We start from the raw sequence: 25,528 nt of genomic DNA on the forward strand, positions 1-25,528 counted from the left end.
AGAATGGAGAAGCTATGACTAAGAAAACAATCTTTTTTGATATTGACGGTACAATCTATGATGAGGAGAAAAACATCCCCGCTTCCACGAAGGAAGCCATTGCTGAACTGAAAAGACAAGGACACCACGTAGCGATTGCCACAGGCAGAGCCGCATACATGTTCGAGGATTTGCGCGAAGAGCTGGACATTCATTCTTATGTGTCGCTCAACGGGCAGTATGTTGTTTTTGAAGGAGAAGTGATTTACCGCAACCCCCTGGATACCTCTTCCCTGCAGGCTCTAACCTTGTTTGCCGAAAAAAATGATCATCCGGTGGCTTATATTGATGCCGTAGGCATGAAGGTGAATGTTGCGGAGCATGAGTATATCAGAACCAGTATCGGGTCGCTCAAGCTGGCGTTTCCGACACATGATGCGGAGTATTTTCTGCAGCACGAAATCTATCAGGCGCTGATTTTTTGCCCCGAGGAAAATCAGTTGTTATACGAAGAGACTTACCCGCAATTTCATTTTATACGCTGGCATCCCTTGTGTATGGATGTGCTGCCGGGAAATGGCTCGAAGGCGGGGGGCATCGCTCAAATGATGAAATCGCTCGGAGCCCGGAAGGAAGATATCTATGCGTTTGGTGATGGACTGAATGATCTGGAGATGTTGGGCTTTGTGGGTCATGGTATCGCGATGGGCAATGCAGAAGATGAAGTGAAGACTGTTGCGCGCTATGTTACCAAGCCAGTCAGTGAGAATGGAATTCTTGAGGGCTTGAGAATGGTGGGGCTGTTGTAGAGGAAAGGTGCAAATTTTAGCTTGCCCAGACGGTAGGAACATCCAATTTTCCGGAAAATAAATAGCAGCCTACGAGACGAATGTCCATGCTTCCCATAGGTAAATGGAGTACCTCGGCGGTCACGCTGCAAATTGAATCAATAGCACAATCCTGCTGAGCATAGTGGACCATAATCTAATCAGAAGACGGGAGCACTTCTATACGAAGGCGTTCCTGTCTTTTTTGCTGCCGCTTTATATGCTGAAATGAAGGTTTTATAAGAAATTTGTTATTCCCTTCCTCTGGAGTGGTTAAGATATATTAATGTGTCCGCACGAGGCCGGGAAGTCCTTAATGCCGGAACATATTTCTTATCCAAGCAGGAATCGCAGAAGCGGAGGAATCCTTGTGAACCCGAAATGGTGGAAGGAAAGCGTAGTGTACCAGATTTATCCGATCAGCTTCATGGACAGCAATGGTGACGGGATCGGTGATTTGCGCGGAATTATGTCTAAGCTGGATTATTTGCAGGATCTGGGCGTGGATGTCATCTGGATCTGCCCGATTTATAAATCGCCAAACCATGACAATGGCTATGATATTAGTGATTATTGCGACATTATGAAGGAATTCGGGACGATGGATGATTTTGACCGGCTGCTGCGGGAGATGCACTCCCGCGGGATGAAGCTGATGATGGATCTGGTGCTGAACCATACTTCCCATCAGCATCCCTGGTTTATTGAATCCAGAAGCTCTAAGGATAATCCCAAACGGGATTATTATATCTGGAGAAAAGGTAAAAACGGTGGTCCGCCGAACAACTGGGAGTCTTATTTCAGCGGCTCGGTCTGGGAGCTCGACCCCAAGACGGATGAATATTACCTGCATCTGTATTCCAAATTTCAGCCGGATCTGAACTGGGAGAATCCCGCCGTGATCGACAAGCTGCATGAAATGGTGCAGTGGTGGCTGAAGAAAGGAATCGACGGCTTCCGTTTTGACGCAATCGCCCATATTGTGAAGAAGGACGGGTATCCCGACGCCTTGAATCCTAAGGGTACGACGACTGTGCGGGCGTATGACATGTTCTCCAATCTGGAGCATGTGCATACGCTGCTGCGCAATCTGAACGAGCAGGTGCTCTACTTTTACGATATTATGACGGTTGGCGAAACTTCGGGGCTTGGCCCGGAGCAGGCGCTGGATTATGTCGGTGATGGACGCCGCGAGCTGAACATGACCTTTCAATTCGAGCATATGAATCTGGACTGCGCGGCTCCGGGCGGAGGAAAGTGGGATACGGTCCCCTGGAGTCTCCTGGAACTCAAGAAGATCATCAGTAATTGGCAGACGGTCCTGCATAATAGTGGCTGGAACGCCAACTATTTGTGCAACCATGACCAGCCGCGTTCGGTATCCCGGTTCGGCAACGATATGTATTACCGCATCCCCTCAGCCAAAATGCTGGCTACCTTTATTCATATGCTGGAGGGAACCCCTTATATCTACCAGGGTGAGGAGATCGGGATGACCAATGCGGGCTTTGATTCGATTGATGATTACCGGGATGTAGAAACACTGAATTATTATGAGGAAAAGCGCACGAATGGCGTTCCCGAAGCTGATATCATGGCCGCAATTCATAAAAAAAGCCGGGACAACGCCCGCACGCCGATGCAATGGAACGATGGAGAGGACGGTGGATTTACGGAAGGCGTACCGTGGATCCGGTTGAACTCCAATTCCCGGGAGATTAATGCAGCCAGTGCGGTCAAAGACCCTGACTCGATCTATCATTATTACAAGAAGCTGATCCAGCTGAGAAAAAAACATCAGGTCATTGTCTACGGTGAATACGCCCTGCTACTGGGAGAGCACCCGGAAATTTATGCGTACACCCGCACACTTGAGGATCAGCGGCTGCTGGTGGTGCTGAATTTCTTTGAGCGGGAGCCGGTGTTTGAGCTGCCGGAGGAATTTCAGTCACAGAAGCTGGAGCTGCTGATCTCTAATTACACGCCAATTAATGAGGAAGACCTGAGAAATCTGAAGCTTCGTCCTTATGAAGCAAGAGTATATCTGCAGCGACAGAACTAGAGTGGTCTAAAGAGTTGCCATGACGCGGGAAGTATGGCGAAATGGCGACTCTTTTTTGAGTTTAGCTATAAAAGACGGTACAATTGCGTTACATTAGGTGATATGTTCAAACCCGTTATTCTGAGAAAAATAAGGGACATCGCCATTGGAATCGGGAGAGCTTGGTTCGAATACACGCGTAGCATACATAGAGAGGTTTGTGCAGGTGCTGCTGCGGGAGGAGAAGGAACATGGGTGAGTGGTATGAGGAGAGTTTTGGTGAGGATTACTTAACTGTATACAGACACCGGGATTTTGGCGGGGCGCGGCGTGAGGTGGAGCGGATGATCGGATGGCTGGAGCTGCCTCAGGGGGCCAGGGTGCTTGATCTGTGCTGCGGCATGGGACGCCATTCTCTGGCGCTCGCGGAAGCGGGATATGAGGTTACCGGTGTGGACCTGTCTGAGGCGCTCCTGCGTGAAGCGCGGGCACAGGCCGGAGCCGAAGCCGTGACCTGGATACGTTCAGATATGCGTCAGCTGCCGCTTGAGGGCGGCTTTGAGGCTGTGGTGAATTTGTTTACTTCCTTTGGCTACTTTGAAGAGGATGAGGAGCAGGTGAAGGTGCTGCGGGAAATCCGCCGCATGCTTGTACCGGGCGGCAAATTCATAGTGGATTTTCTGAATCCGGCTCATGTCATCCGCCATCTGGTTCCGCACTCCGTCCGTGAGGATGGGGATACTCTGATTGATGAGTCGCGGCGGATTGAGGATGGTTATGTCAAGAAGGATATCATCCTGACCTCGAAGTCCTGTGGGGCTTCACGTAAGTACCATGAGCGCGTCAAGCTGTATCCGCTGGATCAATTCCGCGAGATGATTGCAGCCGCAGGCCTTCAACTGGAGGCGGTCCACGGCAGCTATGAGGAAGAGGAGTATGTGGCGGAGAGCTCCGGGCGGATGATTTTTACGGGTGTACGTCCGGTGAAGGGATCATGAGGAAGACAGAACTAACCTCAGGGGAAGGCGGTGACGATAGCGTGAGGAAGATAGACCTGATCCCAGGGGAAGGCGGCAGCGATAGCATGCAAAAGGTTGGTATGAACTCATGGGAAGGCGGTATTATTCAGGTCTCGGTTCCGATGGACCTGCCGCTGCGTCAGGTGAACAGCTATATTCTCCCTGATCGGAACCGACAGCTTACGGTTATCGACCCTGGTCCGCATACGCCCCAAGCGGAGCTTGCCTGGGAGAATGTGTTGAAGGAGCTGGGCTATTCATGGGGTGAGATTCGGGATATTGTGGTCACGCATCATCATCCGGACCATTACGGTCTTGCAGGATGGCTGCAGTCCCGCAGTGGAGGTAAGGTCTGGATGTCGGGACGGGCCCATGCCGAAGCCCGGCTGACCTGGGGAGAGGCGGCTACTCTGAATGAAGCGCTGCCGCAATTTTTCCTCAGCAACGGCATGCCTGAGGAGTGGATACAGGGAATCCGGGAGCATTTGGAACGCTTCCTGCCCCAGGTCACCCCTCAGCCAGAGGTGACCTATCTCAATACCATGGAGCCGTTCCACATGGGGAACCGCAAGTGGCAGCCGATCTTGACCGGTGGACATGCACCGGGGCACGTGTCCTTTTATCATGGCGGCAGCGGGCAAGTTCTGTGCGGCGATGCTGTGCTGCCGCAGATTTCGCCCAATGTCAGCCTGCAGCCGGGCAGCGATCCGCAGCCGCTGCTGACCTTCATGGAGGGGCTGCGCGAGCTGCGTAGTCTCCGGGTAACTCAGGCGTTTCCGGGCCACCGGAAACCGTTCGCGGGTTTCACGGAGCGGGCGGACAGCCTGCTGCGCCATCATGAGGAGCGGCTGGATACGACTGCCGCTCTGCTTGAGGGTGGCCCGCTCAGCGGCTTCGCGGTATGCGAAGCGCTGTTCCGCAGCCGCGTGTCGAACGCACACCAGATGCGGTTCGCCATGAGCGAGGCATTGGCCCATCTGGCCGAGCTGGTGCGCCGGGAGCGGGCGGAGGTCATCCGGCCGGAGAGCGGCGGAGTGACCACGTTCGCGGCAGTGGAGTAAGCTGCGTGTAAACCAGCAGCAACATTATAAAGGCCAGGCCACGTATGACACAGGGGGAACCCCATGCATACGCGGCCTGGCCTTTTTGAGGAACAACGGCAGGAATGCCGTTGTTGAAGCACCCTGGGCTGGTTTGCTCAGAAGCAACGGCAGGAATGCCGTTGTTGGACCGCCCGAACAGTCAATTTGTACTGAACCGTAACGATTATTCTACCTTTTTCATCTTGGACGGGTTGTTGATTTTGTACTTCACAGGATGCTGAGTGAGCTTCTTGGCCACGACCTTTGCTTCAAAGGACACGGTATCGCCAACAGCCAATTCCAGTTTTTTTAACGTTGCGCTGTGGCTGGACCAGATTTCATCGATAGCCAGGTCGTGGCCCTCCACAGCCACTCCCTCATAGATGATAACCTCGTCATCGTTATCGGAGAAATGATTGGGCACGGTTGTGAACTCTTTGACGACAGCCGTCATCTGCAGCTTCTCTTCAGGCAGAACTAGGGCCGCCTTCTTTGGGGATTTGGCCGGCTTCTTCTTTGGAGCTTCCGGCGGTTCGCCGGCTACAATGGCTACAGCTTCTTCAGCCCTTGAGCTAACAGCCATTGATGGTGTGGCCTCTTCGTCTCCGCTATCTTCCGGGCCGGCTGCTGAATCTACAGCATCTGCTGCCCCCCCTTCCGCCACAGCTTCTTCAGGATCATTCCCTGATTCCTCCGTCTTCGCCGCTTCGGAAACAGTGCCTGCTCTTGAACCGAAGGCGGCAGTCTGCATTTCTTTTAGATAAGCAGGATGAATGCAGTGCTGCTGCTTGTTCTCGAACTGTATCACAACGGTCTGAGGATCAACATATCCTACAATCTCACAGGGTAAAGTAAGCCCTTGCCGCTTGTACAGATAGGTTTTGACCCGGGTTGCTGTGGTGGATAATAGGTTCCATTCCTTGCAGCGCTCAATGAGCTCATCTTCACTCTCAAAATCCTGTACCAGCATGGGGCTGATCACAAAGGGATAGGTCATCCTGTGCTCACCTTCCTTACCATCTATTATCCGGAGCAGACCAGTTCTAGGGGGTCTGTCCGAAGTTGGTATACCAATTAACACGTTGACCGCTATTCCGGCTGTGTTTTTTCTTTCTCCGGCGCTGCCTTCCGTGAGGCTTCCTCAAGATCCTCGGGCGCATGCGGATGACCAAGCTCCTGCTCACGTTCGGCCTGTTTCCGGTGCGCGATACGCGAGCTGGCGGCAGCAGCCACCGCTCCTACAATGTCGTCCAGATAGGTATGGATTTGGCCGGTAGTTTTGTCGTTCAGCCGTTCGAGAACCCCTGGTTTCAGCTTGTCCACATAGCCGTAATTGGTGAAGCCGATGCTCCCGTATACGTTCACTATGGAAAAAGCCAGAATTTCATCGACGCCGTACAAGCTCTCATCATTTTCTATCATGTCCTGCAGAGGGGAGAGCAGCTTGCCCTCTTCTGCCAGCACATCCAGCTGGATACCTGTCAGAACGGCGTTCTGTACCTCGCGTTTGCTCAGCACCATCTCTACGTTATGGACACACTCTTCCATTGTAAGGTTCGGATAATATTTCTTCTGCAGCAGCATTACCAGCTCGGCGATTTCTTCCAAGGTTACTCCGCGTTTATGCAGCCAGAACCTGGTTGCTTCCGCGACCTTTTTGCTGTTTAGACTGTAAGGTATTTTTGCATTAGCATCAGCCATGATCAGTCACCCCGTAAATGTGTCTTAGTTTGGATAGCTTAGAAAATTGTAACCTGCCTGTGCTGCAATTGTCCAGATTCCGGGAATTTAGGATAAGCTGTTGTTATTTTTTGAGCAGAGGGCTCGTATACATAGCAGTACAACTGATCTCAAGCGTTGAAAGGGGTAATCATTCATGAAGCATATGAAACACATCCGCGGGCTCTCCGCAGCTTGCCTGCTCGCGGTTCCGTTAACCTTGTCCGGCTGCAGTATGTTCGGATCGGAATCGGCATCAGTGGATCCTCCGCCTGGTGAGGTCGAAGCGCAAATGCTGCAAGTCAGCGGTGACGGGGCATTGAAAACCGGTTTGCTCGGGCCCGCAGCACTGGATGGAGCTGACCTTTCCGCTGGAGTGAGTACGGATACTTCGTCTGCTGCTGCAGCCGGAGAGCGGACAACCGTCTTCCTGGAGGATGGAAATGGCCTGTTAGCCCCGGTATCTCTAAGCCTGCCGGAAGGCGACGATACCGCTATGCTGAAGGACTCCCTGACCGCACTGGTCCGCAAAGGAAACTATGCCTCTGCACTACCCGAGGGCTTCAAGGGTGTGCTGCCTGCCGGAACGGAAGTGAAGAACATCACCGTAGACAAGGCTAAGCTGGCCGTGGTTGAGTTCAACTCCAAGTTTAATGATTACGAACCGGCAGATGAACGCAAAATACTTGAAGCGGTCACCTGGACGCTGACCGGACAGGACGGAATTCAGGGCGTGCAGTTGTGGGTAGACGGGAAAAAACTTACGGAGATGCCGCTGCAGGGCACGCCGCTGGACCGCCCGTTAACCCGCACCCTCGGAATTAACCTCCCCAAAAACGGACCGCTGCTGATGAATTCCAGCGCGGTCACGGTATATTTTTCAGCAGCAGCTTCGGACGGCAGTTATCAATATTATGTACCGGTTACCCGCTTTGTACCCGCAGGGCAGGATACCCTGAAGGCAGCGCTGAATGAACTGATTGCCGGTCCGGAAACACAGAAAGGACTGGAGACGGTAATGACTCAGGAAACGGTGCTGGATTCGGTGGAAGCGGGACAGAACGGGGTGGTCACTGTTTCTCTGAATGATGATATGTTCGCGGACGGCAAGGGAGTACCGGCGGAAATGCTTGAATCCGTTGTACTTACGGTTGCACAGAACTCCGACGATGCGCTGGTGCAAATCCGCATGAACGGGCAAAAAACAGTAACCGGCACCAATAACGTTGACTACGGGCAGCCGGTATCGGCCCCGGAATATGTGAATGTGCTACCGCTGTAAAATCGAAAGTAAGGTCAAAAGATGCTTTTGTGCCTGCTCTTTGGTAGAATAAAGCTTGCTACGCTGCTACTTGGAGTCAGCGAACTCTGAACCGGCTGTTTGCCGTAAGCGTTGCAGGTATTTGTGCTTAGCTTTCCGAATCTTATAGATGAAATTTCAAGGCGATGCCGTCCTGATCTTTATGGGGACGGCATCCCTTTCTGCGTAGAATGTAAGAGGGCGGACGCTGAGGCCACACAACAAACTTAGAGCTAGAGATGTAGGAGGCAGAAAAGATGAGATCAAACGGGCGCAATGCAGATCAGCTTAGGCCGCTGACAATAACCACTCAAACCAATAAATACGCGGAAGGTTCCGTGATCATTGAAATGGGGGACACCAAGGTCATTTGTACAGCCACGGTGGACGAGAAGGTTCCTCCATTCCTGAAAGGACAGGGTAAAGGCTGGGTAACCGCTGAATATTCCATGCTTCCCCGTGCCACGCAGACGCGCAACCAGCGTGAAGCGGCACGCGGCAAACTGACCGGACGCACGATGGAAATTCAGCGTCTGATCGGGCGGGCACTGCGTTCCGTAGTGAACCTGCACGCTCTTGGCGAGCGCAGCATTACACTGGATTGCGATGTTATTCAGGCGGATGGCGGAACACGGACAGCTTCGATTACAGGGGCTTTTGTAGCTATGGCCTTTGCGATTAACAAAATTGCGCTTCAGCATAAACTGAGCGTATTTCCAATTACGGACTATCTTGCAGCGATTAGTGTCGGGGTTGTCGGCGACGAGACTCTGCTTGATCTGAATTATGAAGAGGATTCCAAAGCGAAAGTCGATATGAACGTGGTCATGACCGGAGGCGGGGCGTTTGTAGAAGTCCAGGGTACCGGAGAAGAGCGTCCTTTTACCCGTCAGGAGCTGGATCAACTGCTGGGTCTGGGTGAGAAAGGGATCTACGAACTGATTGCCGTACAAAAGGAAGTGCTCGGAGCGATCGCGCTCAAGATCCCCACAGGCCAGCCTGGGCAAGAGGTATAGCAATGGATTCCGGGGGCGGTATTCTGATTGTCGCGACGAAGAATAAGGGCAAGGTGCGGGAGTTTCAGCATGCATTTGCTCCGCTCGGCCTAACCGTTAAAAGCATGTTCGATTACCCGGATCTGCCCGATGTGGTGGAGGATGGGGCGACTTTTGCCGAGAATGCACTGAAGAAGTCCCAAGCCGTCGGGGATGCCCTCGGCCTCCCTGTTCTGGCAGATGACTCCGGTCTGTGTGTGGATGCCTTGGAGGGAAGACCGGGGGTCTACTCGGCCCGTTATGCAGGTGAAGGTGCAAGTGATCCTGAGAATAATCTGAAGCTGCTGAACGAGCTGGAGAAGCTGAAACAGGGCGAGGACACCGGACAGCCGCTGCTTAGTACGGCCCGCTTCGTCTGCGCCTTATCCCTGTACGATCCTTCTACGGGCAAAGAATTGACCGCTGAGGGAACTGTGGAGGGCTGGATTACCTCCGAGCAGGCGGGGGCCGGCGGCTTCGGCTATGATCCCCTCTTTTACCTGGCAGAGTACGAAAAAACCATGGCCGAGCTGACGCTGGAAGAAAAGCAGGCCATCAGCCACCGGGGCAAGGCATTGCGGTTATTAACCGGAAAGCTTGCGGCGCAGCAGGAACTTCAAGGCCAATAACAAAAGAAAAAACAGGCGGGCATCTTGCTCTATCCCAGCTTTTTATGCCTCGCCTGTCCCCTTCAGAAAGTCTGTCCGCGAGAGCTGCGGCAGACTTTTTTTATGCAGTGATAAATGGAAACTAGATGATATTATCCCCTAAGTATGGAAATTTCTCCCTAGCTTAATCCGGTGCTTTGTATGAAAATAAGAATTACCTTCATCCTTTCCTTTGTTAAGAATCCTCTTATTCTATGTACAACATCCCTCCCAATCGTTTTGTAGGCAGGTATTGCCCGACAACAACGCATAGAACAAACTTCTCAAGCACAAGACCAGCTTCGCACACCAGACAACGTTACCGAAATTGCAGGCTATGAGAGCATTACAAGATTAAGAGCACAGATGATCATTTTTCGTGCGCTTTTTTTGTGTACTCATCTAGTATCCGGATCTCGTGAATCTAATAGAGACAATGGATGAAGGTACATTCCAATCTGGAGGTGACACAAGGAGCCTTGTCTGTGAAACAGGATTACAAGCTATGCATAGAACCTAGGGAGGTAAATGAAAATGAGGTTGGCAAACAGCAGATTTCGTAAAACCTTTGCGCTTGGGATGGCTGTTGCTCTTGTGATTGCACTCTTTTCAACGATAGGTACCCATGTCAAAACTGCAAATGCGGCTGCGGGCTACAAGCTCGTCGGTTATTATGCTTCGTGGGCTGCCTACGGACGGGCTTACAACGTTACAGATATTGATCCCAGTAAGATGAATGTGATCAACTATGCTTTTGCCGATATTTGCTGGAACGGGATTCACGGCAATCCCGACCCGGCCGGACCGAATCCGGTCACCTGGACCTGCCAGAATGAACAAGGCCAGCCGATCAGCGTACCGAATGGCACGATTGTGCTGGGTGATCCCTGGATCGATGCCCAGAAAAGTTTCGGAGATGACAAATGGGATGATCCGATTAAAGGGAATCTGAAGCAGCTCTGGAAACTGAAAGCGAAGAATCCGAACCTCAAGACGGTGATCTCCGTCGGTGGCTGGACTTGGTCGAACCGGTTCTCCGATGTTGCCGCCACAGCGGCGACCCGTGAAGTATTTGCGAATTCTGCAGTCGATTTCATCCGCAAGTATCAAATGGACGGTGTCGATCTGGATTGGGAATATCCGGTTAGCGGCGGTCTTGCAGGCAACAGTTACCGCCCGGAGGATAAGCAGAATTACGTGCTGCTGCTGCAGAAAATCCGTGAAAAGCTGAATGCCGCCGGAACTGCCGACGGTAAAACCTACCTGCTGACCATTGCCTCCGGCGCAGGCCCGGCATACATTCAGAACAATAACCTTAGCGGCATTGCTGCCGTTGTCGATTGGATCAACATTATGACCTATGACTTCAACGGCAGCTGGAATACGACTACAGGGCACAATGCTCCGCTCTACTACGATCCGGCGGCAGCCTCAACAGGTCTGACTGAGCCGGCGAACTATAATATAGACAAAGCCGTCACAAGCTATCTCGCAAGCGGAGTCCCGGCGAATAAGCTCGTTCTGGGGATGCCGTTCTATGGACGCGGCTGGGGCGGTGCGCCGAGTACAGGAAACGGGCAATATCAGGTGTCAGCCGGTATTTCGTCGACGGGCACATGGGAAAAGGGAAGCTATGACTTCTACGATCTCGAAGCCAATTATATTAACAAAAACGGCTATACCCGCTATTGGAACAACACCTCAAAAGTGCCCTATCTCTATAATCCGTCTGCACAAACATTCATCAGCTATGATGACGTGGAATCCTTCAGTTATAAAACGAGCTATATCAAAACCAAAGGCCTGGCAGGAGCGATGTTCTGGGAGACCAGCGGCGACCGCAACAAAACATTGCAGAACAAGCTGAGTACCGATCTGGGCGGCGGAGTGGTGCCGACACCGACACCAACCCCGACCGCTACGCCAACGCCAACCCCTACAGTGAAACCAACCGCTACGCCAACGCCTACTGCTACAGTGACACCAACCGCTACGCCAACGCCAACCGCTACAGTGAAACCGACCGCTACGCCAACGCCTACTGCTACGGTTACCCCAACTCCAACAGCAACTCCAGGAGTAACCGCCTGGGTAGCAGGATTCGCCTACAAAGTGGGCGACAAAGTGAGCTATGGTGGTAATGTGTACACCTGTCGCCAGGCACATACCTCGCTGCCAGGCTGGGAGCCGGTTTTGACGCCTGCTCTCTGGCTGTTGAATTAACAGCTTATCTTCAACAGCAAAAAGCTTGCAGAGAAGGCTGGGCCGACTCTGCAAGCTTTTTGTTCAGTTGGAATTTCCAGCGGATCACTTGGCGATCGAACCATACATACGGATTTTTGTACAAGAAAAGAAATAGCCGCTCATAAGTTCCACGCGCTGTAATATATTGATATGTAATGCCTGTGTCCGGGCTAATAAAATTTATGCAACGTCATACGGTTTATTTCGTTATAGTAGTATATAGCGGAAGGTGGTGGGTTCACCGATGGTGGTCTGGGTATTTTGGTTAATTGCAGCCGGTGTCCTGTTTGTCGTTGAAATGATGACGCTTACGTTTTACCTGCTCTGGTTAAGCATTGGTGCTCTTGCAGCTTGTCTTGTTTCCCTTATGCTGCCTGACGCGGTATTGCTGCAGGTCTTGGCAGGCTCGATCGTTGCGCTGGGGCTGACGATTTGCTCCAAGCCGCTGGTAGCGAGATTCCGCAATTCGCGGGGGTTCAAGGATACAGGGACTGAAATTGTCGGCAGGCAGGGGCTCGTTGTAGAACCGATTGAGCCGGGGCAATTCGGTCAGGTTAAGGTAGGCGGAGACACCTGGAGCGCAACCTCAATAGAGGCGCTGGGCAAGGATGAAGTGGTCAAAGTAGTCGGAAGAAGCTCCACAATTATTGAAGTAGTAAAATGGGGGGATATGTACTAATGCAATGGGCTATTATTGGGATAATTATTTTTGTTGTTGTCGTATTTATCGCGCTGACCATCAAAATCGTACCGCAGCAGCGTGTAGGAGTTGTAGAGCGTCTCGGTAAATTCCACCGGCTGCTTACACCGGGGCTGAATATCCTTATTCCGATTATCGATCAGGTACGGACGTATCATGATTTGCGGATTCAACAGGCCAATGTGCCGCCGCAGACCGTGATTACCAAGGATAATGTACAGGTACAGATCGATACAATTATTTTCTATCAGGTGGTAGGCCCGGAAGAGGCAACCTATGGCATTTCTGATTATGTATACGGGGTGCGCAACATTTCCACAGCCACCATGCGGCAGATCATCGGTAAGCTGGAGCTGGATGAAACCTTATCCGGCCGGGAAAAGATTTCTTCGGATATCCGCCTTGCGCTGGATGAGGCTACGGAGAAATGGGGCGTGCGGATTGAACGCGTAGAGGTTATTGATATCAAGCCACCGCTTGATATCCAGGAAGCGATGGATAAGCAGATGAAGGCGGAGCGAAGCAAACGTGCGATTGTGCTGGAGGCCGAAGCCGCTAAGCAGGATATGATCCTGCGTGCCGAAGGTGATAAGCAGAGTAAGATCCTGAAGGCAGAAGGCGATAAGGAAGCGCGTATCCGTCAGGCTGAGGGCTTAGGCCAGGCACAGGAGCTGGAAGCACTTGGTCAGGCCAAAGCGATTCAAGCGGTAGCCGAGGCCGAGAAGGCCCGTATTCAGCTGATCAGCAGCGCTGGACTCGATGAACGGGTGCTCGCATATCAATCTTTTGAGGCATTGACCGAAATTTCCAAGGGAGCGGCTAACAAGGTGTTCCTGCCTACTAGTGCTGTGGATACGCTGGGCACGCTCGGCGCTATGGCTGAGGTGTTCAAGGCGAGCAAGGAGAGCAAGTAAGAGGGATATTTTACAATTGCGTCACATTCCGTTAAAGTAAAAGCAAAACGAAGCGCATGCTTACGAAGTCAGTTTTGCTGGGCAAAACTTAAGGTGTGTGCTTACGAAGCCAGTTTTGCTTGGCAAAACTTTAAGGAGAGAATATGGTGACGCAAAAAGAAATTTCGCCACTGGTGGAAGCGCTGGGGCTGCAGCCTCACGTGGAAGGCGGCTGGTATAAAAGACTATGGAATGCCCCTTTTGAAATTCCGCAGGACACCCTGGGTGAGAGCTACTCTGGGCCAAGAGCATCGGCCTCTTCCATTTATTTTCTGCTGCATGCGGACGAAGCCTCGGAATGGCACACGGTGCTCTCGTCTGAAATCTGGCTATGGCATTCCGGCAGCCCGATAGTTCTGAGTCTGGGAGGGAGCGGTGACAAGCCGGAGAATGTGACTGAGGTCGTTCTGGGGCTTGACATTGCAGCCGGCCAGCAGCCGCAGGTAGTTATTCCGCCAGGCGTATGGCAGGCCGCCCGCCCGCTCGGCGAAGAGCCGGTGCTGGTCTCCTGCATCGTCTCTCCCGAGTTCCATTTCGATGATTTCAAGCTGATCGGGAAATAAAATGAACGGTAAATGGAGTGTGGCTGTGTTTGCAGCCGCACTCCATTTTTTGTATCTAAGGCATGAACTGCTATACTGATTTTGATAATGGCTGATTACTATGCCGATTATAAGGTTAAAGGAAGTTTGTTCAGGGATAAGCACGCTGAAATGCAGCGGTTTACATTATCCTTATATTTCTCGCTGAGACGGACACTAGCCGAGGATAGGATGGCGGGCCGTTTCCGCTTAATACCATTACGACTGGAGGGCTAATCATGACAGAAGCAAACGGACCCTTTTCCGGGGGGCCTACGTTAAATGACGGGGCAACCATGCCTTGGCTGGGGCTTGGAGTATGGCAGACCAAGAACGGGGAAGAAGTGATTCAGGCGGTGAAGTCGGCGGTGGAGACCGGTTATCGAAGTATCGATACGGCTGCCGGATACAAGAATGAAGAGGGTGTCGGGCAAGCCATCCGTGAATGTGGAGCGGACAGGGATGAGCTGTTTATTACGACCAAGCTGTGGAACGGTGACCAGGGGTATGAGTCGACACTGAAGGCTTTTGAGGTCAGCCGCAAGAAGCTTGGCCTGGATGTTGTGGATCTGTACCTGATCCATTGGCCTGTGGCCGGTAAGTACCGCGATTCCTGGAAAGCTCTGGTGCATCTGCAAAAGGAGGGGCTTGTCAAATCCATTGGCGTGAGCAACTTCCAGCCGCATCATCTGCAGGATATCATCGACGATACGGGAGTGGTGCCTGCGGTGGATCAGGTAGAATTCCATCCGCTTCTGACCCAGCGCGAGCTGCTGAAGTATGCGAAGTCTCATGATATTCAGGTAGAAGCCTGGAGCCCGCTCATGCAGGGGAATCTGGATTTGCCGCTGTTAAAAGAACTAGCCGGTAGATACAACAAGACCGTAGCGCAGATTGTGCTCCGTTGGGATCTGCAGCAAGGTGTCGTCACGATTCCCAAATCCGTGCATGCCGAGCGCATCGTGGAGAATGCGGGATTCTTCGATTTCACCCTCAGCGATGAGGATGTCAAAGCGATTGAAGATCTGAATCAGAATCACCGCTTCGGTCCGGACCCGGATAATTTCAACTTTTAAGCGCATAAAAGGCATTGGGTACAATATTGAAAGCCAAAGAGCAAGTCTCCTTCGTGGGACTTGCTCTTTGGCTTAAGAGGGTGGATTAGCGGCAGCTCTGCCGGAAATGATGCAGGCAGCACCGGCTCTGCCGCTTAATAGACTGAGCGGGAGCGCACAGGCTACGGTTAGGTGAACGCGGCAGAACGGCTGCCTTTCGGGCAGGGCAATCCCGCCCTTTACTGTGCTGGCGGTAATCGAAGGTAAGCATCCACACGAGTGCGGTCATCCAGCCACCAAACTGCGGCGGCAGATCAGAGGTTAAGCCGAACTGGCGCATATCCGGCGCACTGCCGGTAATCAGGGTATGAGCTAGAATGGCCGCTGCCCCGTAGGCCAGGGGCAGACCTGCAGAGCGATAGATCTGCGTGAATGCTAACCCGGCAGATGTTTTACCCGATCGAAACGTTATACTTGCGCAGCCAGAGATTGACTTGGGATAGATAAGCAAACAGCTGCGGACCAGACATCAATTGGCCGAACCAGGGAAGATTGCTGGAAGATTCCGGTGATGCGGCGATTTCGCGGATTTTGGCGGCGTCTATTAATGGAAGAATAGGTGAGGAAGAGTCATCCAGAATGTTCAGCATCTGCGTCCGGACAGCATTTAAGTAAGCCGGATTATGTGTTTTGGGGTATGGGCTTTTTTTACGGTAGAGCACATCGTCCGGGAGAATGCCTTCCAAGGCTTTGCGGAGAATACCTTTTTCCCGGTTGCCTACAGTCTTGATCTCCCAGGGAATGTTGAATACATATTGCACGAGACGGTGATCGCAATAAGGCACGCGGACCTCCAGGCCTACGCCCATGCTCATCCGGTCCTTGCGATCCAGCAGGGTAGGCATGAAGCGGGTAATGTTGAGGTAGGACATCACACGCATTTGCGCCTGTTTGCCGGTCTCGCCGTCAAGTTTTGGCACCTCTGCTACCGCGTCGCTATATCTGTCACCCAGATACTCCAGCGGACGTATCCATTCACGGATCTCCGGTGACAGGAGCTCTGAACGCATTTTTGGTGCGACTGCCCAAGGGAAAGTGCCTGATGACAGCATTTCTTCACGGTGGAACCACGGGTATCCGCCAAAGATCTCATCGGCTGCTTCGCCGGAAATGGCGACGGTCGCATTCTTTTTGATCTCCTGGCAAAATAAATAAAGGGAAGAATCCACATCGGTCATCCCTGGCAAATCCCGCGAATAGAGGGCGTTATCCAGCGCTGCCACCAGCTCGGGGGTATCAAACGCCACATAGTGGTGATTCGTCTTCAGTTCATCGACCATCCGCTTAATCCAGGGGCCGTCTGCACCGGGCTGGAAGGTGTGGCTTTTGAAATGCTTGTCATTATCGACATAATCTACGGAATAGGTATCTACCTGGCCCTGGCCGGTCCGGTTGTAATAGTCTACGGCGAGTGCGGTCAGCGCGCTTGAATCCAGCCCTCCGGAGAGCAGGGAACAGACCGGAACATCGGAAACCAGCTGGCGCTCCAAAGTATCCTGCAGCAGCTCGCGGACCCTGGCCGCCGTTTCATCCACATTGTCAGTGTGTTCGTTGCTGGTAAGCTCCCAATAGGCATATTTACGGATTCCATTCCGGCTATAAATCATGGCATGACCTGGACGAAGCTCGAATATATCTTTATATATCCCCTGTCCCGGTGTACGGGCCGGACCGATGATGAAAATTTCCGCAAGCCCCTCCGGTCCGACATTGGGCTTCACTTTCGGATGCTGCAGCAGCGCTTTGGGCTCAGAGCCAAAGACAAACACATCGTCGACCTGACTGTAGAACAGCGGCTTTACCCCCAGACGGTCGCGTGCCAAAAACAACTGATCGCGCAAACTGTCCCACACGGCAAAAGCAAAAATACCATTCAGCTTCTCTGTGCAGTCCGGTCCCCACTCGATATAGGCTTGGAGCAGAACCTCTGTATCACATTCCGTGAGAAAATGATGCCCGCGCTGCTTGAGTTCGATTTTGAGCTCAGGGGCATTATATAATTCGCCGTTATACACAATCGCGTACACCTTGTCGTCATGGCGGGCGATCATCGGCTGGGCGCCATTCTCGGGATCGATCACACTAAGTCTCCGGTGTCCGAAAGCGCATGGGCCAGAGATCCAGGTTCCGGCTGCATCCGGTCCGCGGTTCTCCAGGGTTTCAGTCATTTTTACGAGCAGTTGCGAGTGCTGTGTGAGGTCGCCGCGCCACTGGATAAATCCGGTTATTCCGCACATGATGTTTCATCCTCTCTTTTGTGCGATTGTTGTCCAAATATAAGAATTTATATGCTTTACGCAATAAATGATCCTTATATTTCTCGCTGAAACGGCTTCCTCAATGCGATACAAAGTATCGCTCCTTCGGAAGTATAGGCTTCTTTGGGTCGGCGGAGCCGTTTCCACTTGTTTCTTTTTTGCCAAGTAATACAGATATATGCCGAAGGAAGGCATAAAATGTATGTCCTTATCCGAACACTAGAGAAGAGGAAAATTTGCCAGGAGGGATGATGACCAGTGTATTATATTAAAGACGCCAAAATCCGCAGAATGACCGAATACGACGGCGCACCATGTGCAGAGGTTGGCGTATTGCCGGGGGCTGTGGGCGATTCTGCCCTTTTGGTGTACATTGTGGAAGACCAGCGCGAGGAAGGCTATGAAATTGTACGCATTCTGACGAATGATGCCGATACCGCAACCGACTGGTTTGATAACAATTTGCATGATGCATTTCAGGACGTAACGTTCAGCGGGTTCACCGGCAGCACCATTATGACTCCGGAGGATGAACGGTCGAAGTTTCAGCAGGAGCTGCTCATTTTTGGAGATCTGAAAAAACAGCTGGAGGCTCATTTCCATAAGCTGTCCTAAAGAGTAGGCTAAAGAGCAGCGGCAGCGGAATCCATGCCGCTGAACCTGCCCCGGCAGCGGTGTTTTGAGGATGAAGCAGATAGACTTCCTCTATATTCGCTCCGGGGGCAGAAATGCCGGTAAGAAGAGAAGAAGGGGCAAACTTTTAAACGGCCTCTTGAAAAATTTGCTGAATAAGGTATAATAGATAACGTTGCGTTAATACATATGTCTTATAAGCTTTGCATTTTCACATGTGTCCCGGTAGCTCAGCTGGATAGAGCATGCGCCTTCTAAGCGCACGGTCAGGGGTTCGAATCCCTTCCGGGACGTCACTGGACAGCCTTCCCTCGGGGAGGCTGTTTGTGCGTCCGGGGGATGAGAAGCCCGGATGGTTCGTTGGAGCATAAGCATCGAGAGCATTCTCTTCGCAATCAGCCCGAATGGGCTGTATCCCTTCCGGGACGTCACTGGACAGCCTTCCTTCGGGAAGGCTGTTTGTGCGTCCGGGGGATGAGAAGCCCGGATGGTTCGTTGGAGCATAGGCATCGAGAGCATTCTCTTCGCAATCAGCCCGTTCTTATTACATCCGGTCGGGCTTCGGCAGTCCGAGTACATCCAAGACTTCGCCGAGGGTGTTCTGAAAGCGCAGAGTCAGCCAGATCCGGAAGCGGATGGAGGTATCCTCTCCCTTAAGGATCGGACAGTTAGAATAAAAGTTGTTGAACAGCGAGGCCAGGGTATGAGCGTAGTTGCAAATACTACCAGGCGTCAGCTCGCGGCTCGCCGTATAAAGAGTGTCCTCCCAGGTGCTGAGCTGTCTAAGCAAGGCTAGCTCGGCTTTCTCCAGCTGTGCCGGGAACTGGGGAACCGCTTCCTGTTCCACGGGAGAATCTGCTTTGCCGAGCACACGGCCCGCACGCGCGAAGGTGTACATCAGATAGACCCCGGTATTACCGGAAATCTCTGTGGCCTGCTTGAAGTCGAACACAATCTCCGTGCCCAGATTGAAGCGCAGCAAGTAATAACGGATTGCGGCGGTGGCGATGAGCCGGCTGGAGAGGCCGGTTTTGTCGGAGCGGGCGGCTTCGATGCTGCTCTCCATGAGCTGGACCAGATCGCTCACCTTGACGCCAATCCCTTGGCGGCCGGACATGGCGTAGGAGCTTTTGCCCTCTGAAGTATCGATGCCAAGCTCAGCGGCGGAAGCCGGACTGAGTGAAACTACACCGTAGCTGACATGATTCAGCTTCTCTGCCTGCTCCCCATACCCCAGTACTTCAAGTGCCTGCTTCACCATCGCCTGAGGGTACTCCTGCCGGTAGTCGATGACATTGACCACTCTGTCCGCCTTGCCAAAAGCCATAGGACCTCCAGTTAAACCAGTTGTCCACAGTCCCGAGTTGAATTCGCTATAGCTGAAATCCTTGTCCAGCAATCCGAATTTCCAGAGATGATAGGCAATATCCTTGGCAGTGTAGGTCAAAATTCCGTTAGAACGCACCAGCACCTTGTCCTTTTGATGATCCTCCGAATCGCTCTCCGTCCCGTCAGCCCCCGGTTGTTTCAGAATCCAGCACCCTGCTAGCTTACCCTCTGTTTCTTGGACGAATACTGCGGTCTCTTTCAGCAGACTGAAGGCGGATGACCAGAAGCCTCCCTTTAAAATACTGCTCTCCCAGACCAGGAGATCATACCCGATTCCGAAGTTGTCCATCTCCGCGACATGCTCTTTTACGATCCGTTCTGCAACCAGTTGGCCGAGCCAGGCCGTATTGCCGTGGCCTTCCTCCAGTTCATGGAGAATGTCCGTCCGTTTATGGACTCTCTCCGGCTGCAGTGCATACTCCTTGTTGATGGCGGCATAAATATCCCAGCAGTAATCCCCGAAACGGACATGCTCTCCGGCCAGCGGCACATGAAGCAAGCCCACTACCGTATCCGCCAGTTGATTGCCCAGATCATCCACATAGTTGTGGACCTCCACGTTGTACCCTGTTTTCCGTAAAATTCTTACCAGCGCATCCCCGATACAGGAGTTTCTCAGGTGGCCTATATGCATAGACTTATTCGGATTGACGCTGGTATGCTCGACAATCACTTTTTCCCCGCTGCCCGTAGGCAGCTCAAAGGAATAGCCCGCCCATTCCTGCCAGTTGATATACATATTTATAAATCCCGGAGCGGCGATCTCGATGCGTTCGAACAATCCTCCGGTAATGCTCATTTGCTTAAGCTCTGCCGTGATCAGTCCGGCGATGGTCATGGGAGCTTTGCGCAGTTTTTTGGCCAATTGCATGGCAATGTTGCTTGAATAATCACCGAAATCGGCATTCGCAGGCTGCTCCAGGGCAACGGTTACCGGTTCTGCAGATTCTGCCCCGAGACTACGGATTACTTGGTTTACACTTTGTTCCAAATGGTTGCTAATCAGTTGACTTAACATGGGATTCCCTCCTTAAAAAATGCACTACAGCTGCAAATCCAGGGGTCCGGCAAACACAAAAAAGCCCCGTCTCTAAAAGAGACGAGGGCATAAGCGCTCGCGGTACCACTCTCGTTGCCGAACACCGGGTTCAGCCACCTCACAGGTTAACGGCCTTCAGCCGGGGCTTCCTACTGCCAGTTCAGAAGTCCATCTCCCGGGTGCGCTTCATGACAGGATCTGTACCGGCTTACACTCTCCCGGCTCGCTGGGGACTAGGGTCCTGGATCACTACTTTCCCGTTCATCGAATGTGGATTGATTTTTATCAGTATAGCGAATTTTTGGAAGAAAGCAATAGCCATTTTGTGGTGAGGCCAAACCAGGCATCAGGGCGCCGGAGAATAACCGATCAATCCGCAGCGGGTGCACCCGTTAGATTTTTAATGTCTGTCGAGCCGTAAATCAGCAGGGCAATTACGATTACAAGCAGAATACCGCCGGCAAAGTCCTCTCCGTCAAAGCTGTCCATCCGTCAATGCGCCTCCCTTTCGTCATTTTTCCGGGCTTCAGGAGTTATCGGTTTTTTTCTTCAGGGCGGTCATGATTTCGTTCAAGGTCAAGCTGCTATTATCATCCAGGAAGCTGAGCAGCTTATCAACATTGTTAGCATTGCCGGAGCTTAAATCGCCCAAGGATTTATACTTTCCCGTCAAACTGACGAACAGGGAAGCATCGGTATACATCTGGATAGAATCTACCCGCAGTTTACCGGTCAGCAGCAGTACAGCCACTGTGTATTCCAATCCTTTTGGAATTTGTTTGTTGGGATTAGCCGGTTGTTTTTTGGCACCAGTCTTTTTCCCCTTTCCAGGAGGGGGCATGGAATCTCCCTTCTTCCATAAAACAATCTATTTCTACACTCTATGCTCTTGCGCTGCTATCGGTGAATGGAGCCTGTCTTCTGTCCACACGGTTAGCCGCTTGCTCGAATATGAATATATTGTGCGACTAGGATCAAACACTGCAAGAGTCTTAGCTTCATAGACTGAATGGTGAATACAAGAAAGGAGGAGTGGGACAAGATGGCTATTTTATCAACTGGACCCCTGGAGAACAATGCGGTTCTGGGGGTTAGACCCACACAGCTGGTGACGGTGAAAATGGTATGCAGAAATACAGTAGGTGCTGTCACTGTAACCATTCAAGGGTATGTGCTTGGCACAACAAGAACGTTGTATGTAAATGAAGTGATTAATATCGGACCCGATGAAGTTGTGACGAGAAATTATTTTGCTGATTTGGATGCCTTCGAGTTTGTGTTTACAACCGGTTCTGGAGATGTGGAGACTGTTGGAATATCCGTGTGGGGCAAACAATCGTCTGGTCAGCTGGTCGGAGCACATCGTGTAGTGGAACACGAGAAAACAAGTCAGGAGGCATAATACGAAATCAAATTAGAAAATGAGAACAGAAACAGGGACCTTCCGGCGGTATACGAGAGGAGGTCCCTGCTTTGTTATTTAGGAAATGATGATTAGTTCCTGATGTGGATCAGATCATCAGAATTTCGCGGATATCCTGCTCCGTTAGGGAAGATAAGGCTTCCTGACCCGGCTCGATGACTTCATCGATCAGATTTTTCTTCTTCTGCTGCAGCTCGTACATTTTATCTTCTACCGTGCCCTGAGCAATCAGCCGGATCACCTGCACTACTTTCTTTTGTCCGATCCGGTGTGCCCGGTCTGCGGCCTGCTGCTCGACAGCGGGATTCCACCACAGATCATAGAGGATGACGGTGTCTGCTCCGGTCAGATTCAGGCCTGTCCCCCCGGCTTTGAGCGAGATGAGGAACAGGTCCCTTTCTCCTTCATTAAAAAGTCCACACAGTTCAACCCTCTTTGAAGCAGGAGTATGGCCGTCCAGGTAGAAATGTGAAATCCCCTGCAAGCCCAGCTCGCGGCTGATCATCCCAAGCATCTCGGTGAATTGCGAGAAAATCAACATACGCTTGCCAGAGCTGCGGCATTCCTCGATAATCTCCAGCAGTTGCTCGAATTTGCCCGATCCTCCCGTATAGCCATCCACAAAAAGTGCAGGGTGGCAGCACAGCTGGCGCAGACGGGTAAGTCCGGCAAGCACCTTGATTCGCCCATTGCCGAACCCATTGCCGAACTCATCGCTGTCCAGATGCTTGAGCGCTTCCTTCCGCAGCCTGGCGAGATAGGCAACATACAGCTTTTTCTGTTCCGGCAGCAGCTCGGAGGCCTGAAGGGACTCGATCTTTTCCGGCAGTTCTTTAAGTACATCACTTTTCAGGCGGCGCAGCAGAAACGGGCGGATCCGCCTGGCGACAGTCTCCCGGGGCAAATCGTGAAAGGCTTTTTTGCCCGGGAACAGTCCGGGAAACACGACGCCGTAGATCGACCAGAGATCCTCCAGCGCATTTTCAACCGGGGTTCCGGTAAGGGCGAAGCGATAACGCGCCTGCAATGCTTTTACCGCCTGTGCCGTCTGGGTTGCATGGTTCTTGATGACCTGCGCTTCATCCAGGACGAGAGTATGGAAAGAACGCTTAACATACAGCTCGACATCACGGCGCAGCAGCGGATAGGAGGTGATTACAACATCACAGCCTGCCGCATTCCGCAGCGTCCGGCTCCGTTCGGTCAGGTTCCCGTCGGCGATAGCCGCTTGGATCTGCGGAGCGAAGCGCTTCAGTTCATTCTGCCAGTTGTAGAGCAGCGAGGCAGGTGCAACAATAAGCGCAGGCAGCCCGGTCTTGCGGATATCTTCCAGCTCTGAGAGCAGGAAAGCGATGCTTTGCAGCGTTTTACCCAGACCCATATCATCTGCAAGGATACCCCCGAAACGGTAGTGAGCCAGCGTCTTCAGCCACTGGAAGCCATACTGCTGGTAATCCCGCAGCACCGGAGCCAGTGTCTCCGGAAGCGGAAAGTCAAGATTCTCCGGACTGTGCATGTTCGCCAGAAGACGGCGGAAGGAGCGTCCAATGCGGATAGCATCGGTACCTCCTTTGCCGGTATCGGCATCCAAATGAAGCCCCTGGATTAAAGGCAGAGAGAATTCTGCGCCAGGGATATCGGCAGTCCCCATTCCAAGCTCATTAATGAGTGCGATAATTTCCTGGAACTCGGCGGTTTCCAGCGGCAGCAGCGCCCCGTCCGGCAGGCGGTAATATTTGCGCTTCTCCTGCAGGGACTTCAGCACCAGTACTATATCTGATTCGGGAATGCCGTCCATACCGAATTTGAAATCAAGCCAGTCGGTTTTTTCATTCCACGTTAAGCTGGCCTTGGGGATGTAGGTGCCGGTAGGCACCCTCAACTTGACGGCGGTGGTCGCGTATACCTGCAGTAAGGGCTCCAGCAATGGAATCGTATGGTACAGGAAGTCATATTCCCCTTCCTCGTCGTTCATAATATAGCCGCTGTCCGTTCGGGCAAAAGACTCATGGGCCATCAGATCCAGAATCCGCTGCTCGGTTTCACTATCCCGCATGAGGATGACTTCATCGCCGCGGTCACGCATCTGCTCCTCCAGCGGATTGACGACAATCGTTCCGTACTGGAATTCAAGCCCGGCCAGCAGCCGGTCCCGCACCCGGTCCAGATAGAGCCTGGCTTGCAGCTGCGTCTGTACAATCCGGTCAGCAATGGCAGCAGCGATATGAACCTGTCCCAGCTTCTTGAGGCCGGGAATCACTTTGTCCATAAAAGTTTCCATCTGTCCTGGAGCGATAACGATCCCGTTGGTTCTGGACTCGGCCAGCATTCTCTTCAGTTCAGACAGACGTATGCATTCCTGCACCGGCAGCTTCAGCAGCTTGCTTTCAGACAGCACAAGCCCGTAATCCTCCATGACCGTAAGTTGTGCCAGTCCTGTAATGTCCAGCCGGTAGCCCTTTTCTTCAGCCTCATCAAATTGAAAACTAAGCTTAGGGAGCCCGTTTTCAATGGGAATGCCTGCGGTGACCGTGTCGCCAGCCTGCCAATGAACAGAAGAGGATGCCCCTAGAACAGGCAGAAGTGACTCCCAGAAAAAAGGCGGAATGGCCAGCACCCGCTCTCCGCCCATACTTCCTGAATAAGAGGAATAGGGCGCGGCATTGCCCTGGTAGATCCGTTCATTCAGAAGAATCTCGATCAGCTTCAGCAGCACGGCATTGTCTTCCTTCTTGAAGCAGTGCAGGGTAGGGTCATACATGAAATGCTTGGAGAATTCAAAGGGTTCACCGCGGTGGACGCGTTCCAGAAACGCTCTTATTTTCTGGACAATGTAAAGGCGTTTGGGGCCTACTTTCAGTTCAAGGCCGAGCATGCGGTTGCCAAAGTTATAGGCAAAGGGTTTGCAGATAAATTCCATCTCCAGCGGGATTCTAACATCTACATAAGCTCCAGCGCCGCTCGGGCGTTGGCGGTTGTTCTCGAACAAACCCAGCATACTGCTTACAAGAAACCGGTCATTTGAGTCATCAGCTACGTTTTGTGGATTGCTGCGGACTTCATCCGGCTCCATTCCAGATGATTGTCCATCCACGTCTTCTTCGGTATAGAGGATAGATACCAGAACTGCGGCAATATGCTTGCAAAACGGTCCACCGTGGGAATACGCGGGACAGGAGCATTTGCCGTTCACGTCTCCGTCGCTGTCTATGGTAAGCGTGATATCGTAAGGCTCCAGTCCGTAGACAGTAGCCTGATATTTCGAATATTCCAGTCCCTCATAATTCTCTACTGCGGCCAGCCGGACCTTTCCAGCTTCATAATCCTCTGAGCCCCGTTCAAAAGCTGCCTTGCCGCACAGCAGCCTGATTACCCGTTCCGGCACATAAAAACTCACCGCATGATCACTTCCTTCTAGCATATCCTTAATTGCTGAATTACTATAGCTTCCATATTAGCAGAACATGCGTACGCCTTCAAAGCAGGAATAGAAAAAGCCATCCTGGGCCCGCAGATCTGCAGGTAGAGGATGGCCGTGGGTCGCG

The 25,528-nt window shown here is 52.2% G+C and carries 21 protein-coding genes, 1 tRNA gene and 1 other annotated feature; of the genes, 15 read left to right on the forward strand and 7 right to left on the reverse strand.

The features are described from left to right. Positions 1-14 precede the first annotated feature (14 nt). The 4 genes from A3842_RS04625 (at position 15) to A3842_RS04640 (ending at position 4,927) form a co-directional block, all read left to right on the forward strand. Positions 15-788, forward strand: a complete 774-nt coding sequence (locus tag A3842_RS04625; protein ID WP_074100608.1) for a Cof-type HAD-IIB family hydrolase — start codon at positions 15-17, stop codon at positions 786-788. Positions 789-1,176: 388 nt separating this feature from the next. Then, a complete protein-coding gene (locus A3842_RS04630) occupies positions 1,177-2,868 on the forward strand; it encodes a glycoside hydrolase family 13 protein (RefSeq protein WP_074100642.1) in 1,692 nt (563 codons plus the stop codon). A 230-nt stretch (positions 2,869-3,098) separates the two neighbouring features. Next, positions 3,099-3,845, forward strand: a complete 747-nt coding sequence (locus tag A3842_RS04635; protein ID WP_074084164.1) for a class I SAM-dependent methyltransferase — start codon at positions 3,099-3,101, stop codon at positions 3,843-3,845. Further along, positions 3,842-4,927 carry an MBL fold metallo-hydrolase gene (locus A3842_RS04640; protein WP_244169723.1) on the forward strand — a complete coding sequence of 362 codons (1,086 nt, stop codon included), beginning with the start codon at positions 3,842-3,844 and terminating at the stop codon, positions 4,925-4,927. The genes A3842_RS04635 and A3842_RS04640 overlap by 4 nt, the downstream gene beginning before the upstream one ends. 205 nt (positions 4,928-5,132) lie before the next feature. On the opposite strand, the gene A3842_RS04645 is transcribed toward A3842_RS04640, so the two are convergent. Next, a complete protein-coding gene (locus A3842_RS04645) occupies positions 5,133-5,945 on the reverse strand; it encodes a hypothetical protein (protein WP_074100609.1) in 813 nt (270 codons plus the stop codon). Positions 5,946-6,037: 92 nt separating this feature from the next. After that, positions 6,038-6,649, reverse strand: a complete 612-nt coding sequence (locus tag A3842_RS04650) for a phosphatidylglycerophosphatase A family protein (protein ID WP_074100610.1) — start codon at positions 6,647-6,649, stop codon at positions 6,038-6,040. A gap of 175 nt (positions 6,650-6,824) precedes the next feature. Here A3842_RS04650 and A3842_RS04655 point away from each other — a divergent pair, with 175 nt between their 5' ends. The 8 genes from A3842_RS04655 to A3842_RS04690 all read left to right on the forward strand — a co-directional run bounded on the left by A3842_RS04655 (position 6,825) and on the right by A3842_RS04690 (position 15,202). Beyond that, on the forward strand, positions 6,825-7,949 hold the full coding sequence (locus A3842_RS04655) for a GerMN domain-containing protein (protein WP_074100611.1): 1,125 nt from the start codon (positions 6,825-6,827) through the stop codon (positions 7,947-7,949). Between the two features lie 275 nt (positions 7,950-8,224). Next, positions 8,225-8,983 carry a ribonuclease PH gene (gene rph, locus A3842_RS04660; protein WP_074084168.1) on the forward strand — a complete coding sequence of 253 codons (759 nt, stop codon included), beginning with the start codon at positions 8,225-8,227 and terminating at the stop codon, positions 8,981-8,983. Positions 8,984-8,985: 2 nt separating this feature from the next. Beyond that, positions 8,986-9,630, forward strand: coding sequence for an XTP/dITP diphosphatase (locus tag A3842_RS04665; RefSeq protein WP_074100612.1), 645 nt, complete (start codon positions 8,986-8,988; stop codon positions 9,628-9,630). A gap of 552 nt (positions 9,631-10,182) precedes the next feature. Further along, positions 10,183-11,871 carry a glycosyl hydrolase family 18 protein gene (locus tag A3842_RS04670; RefSeq protein ID WP_083609476.1) on the forward strand — a complete coding sequence of 563 codons (1,689 nt, stop codon included), beginning with the start codon at positions 10,183-10,185 and terminating at the stop codon, positions 11,869-11,871. Positions 11,872-12,124: 253 nt separating this feature from the next. Beyond that, the gene (locus A3842_RS04675) at positions 12,125-12,571 is read left to right on the forward strand and encodes an NfeD family protein (protein WP_256701509.1); all 447 of its coding nucleotides are present in this window, start codon (positions 12,125-12,127) and stop codon (positions 12,569-12,571) included. Next, on the forward strand, positions 12,571-13,506 hold the full coding sequence (locus A3842_RS04680) for an SPFH domain-containing protein (protein ID WP_074084172.1): 936 nt from the start codon (positions 12,571-12,573) through the stop codon (positions 13,504-13,506). Before A3842_RS04675 ends, A3842_RS04680 begins: the two co-directional genes overlap by 1 nt. 143 nt (positions 13,507-13,649) lie before the next feature. Then, positions 13,650-14,108, forward strand: a complete 459-nt coding sequence (locus A3842_RS04685) for a cupin domain-containing protein (protein WP_074084173.1) — start codon at positions 13,650-13,652, stop codon at positions 14,106-14,108. A gap of 257 nt (positions 14,109-14,365) precedes the next feature. Beyond that, a complete protein-coding gene (locus A3842_RS04690; protein WP_074084174.1) occupies positions 14,366-15,202 on the forward strand; it encodes an aldo/keto reductase in 837 nt (278 codons plus the stop codon). 85 nt (positions 15,203-15,287) lie between these two features. Here the strand turns inward: A3842_RS04690 and A3842_RS31850 are convergent, their stop codons facing one another. Next, positions 15,288-15,692 carry a hypothetical protein gene (locus A3842_RS31850; protein WP_143186156.1) on the reverse strand — a complete coding sequence of 135 codons (405 nt, stop codon included), beginning with the start codon at positions 15,690-15,692 and terminating at the stop codon, positions 15,288-15,290. After that, positions 15,634-17,478, reverse strand: coding sequence for an asparagine synthase (glutamine-hydrolyzing) (gene asnB / locus A3842_RS04695; protein ID WP_074084175.1), 1,845 nt, complete (start codon positions 17,476-17,478; stop codon positions 15,634-15,636). The genes A3842_RS31850 and asnB overlap by 59 nt, the downstream gene beginning before the upstream one ends. Before the next feature lie 279 nt (positions 17,479-17,757). Here asnB and A3842_RS04700 point away from each other — a divergent pair, with 279 nt between their 5' ends. After that, on the forward strand, positions 17,758-18,114 hold the full coding sequence (locus A3842_RS04700; protein ID WP_074100614.1) for a hypothetical protein: 357 nt from the start codon (positions 17,758-17,760) through the stop codon (positions 18,112-18,114). Between the two features lie 237 nt (positions 18,115-18,351). After that, positions 18,352-18,425, forward strand: a tRNA-Arg gene (locus tag A3842_RS04705). A gap of 251 nt (positions 18,426-18,676) precedes the next feature. On the opposite strand, the gene A3842_RS04710 is transcribed toward A3842_RS04705, so the two are convergent. After that, positions 18,677-20,539, reverse strand: a complete 1,863-nt coding sequence (locus A3842_RS04710; RefSeq protein WP_074100615.1) for an arginine--tRNA ligase — start codon at positions 20,537-20,539, stop codon at positions 18,677-18,679. A 74-nt stretch (positions 20,540-20,613) separates the two neighbouring features. Next, positions 20,614-20,834: a binding site (T-box leader), on the reverse strand. A 252-nt stretch (positions 20,835-21,086) separates the two neighbouring features. Next, positions 21,087-21,401, reverse strand: a complete 315-nt coding sequence (locus A3842_RS04715) for a hypothetical protein (protein ID WP_074084178.1) — start codon at positions 21,399-21,401, stop codon at positions 21,087-21,089. Between the two features lie 201 nt (positions 21,402-21,602). Here A3842_RS04715 and A3842_RS04720 point away from each other — a divergent pair, with 201 nt between their 5' ends. Continuing rightward, positions 21,603-21,962, forward strand: a complete 360-nt coding sequence (locus A3842_RS04720; RefSeq protein ID WP_074084179.1) for a hypothetical protein — start codon at positions 21,603-21,605, stop codon at positions 21,960-21,962. Positions 21,963-22,071: 109 nt separating this feature from the next. On the opposite strand, the gene A3842_RS04725 is transcribed toward A3842_RS04720, so the two are convergent. After that, positions 22,072-25,380, reverse strand: coding sequence for a DEAD/DEAH box helicase (locus A3842_RS04725; RefSeq protein ID WP_074100616.1), 3,309 nt, complete (start codon positions 25,378-25,380; stop codon positions 22,072-22,074). Positions 25,381-25,528: the final 148 nt, after the last annotated feature.

This window comes from Paenibacillus sp. P3E (assembly GCF_001909045.1).
In the GTDB taxonomy this organism is placed as follows: domain Bacteria; phylum Bacillota; class Bacilli; order Paenibacillales; family Paenibacillaceae; genus Paenibacillus_AQ; species Paenibacillus_AQ helianthi.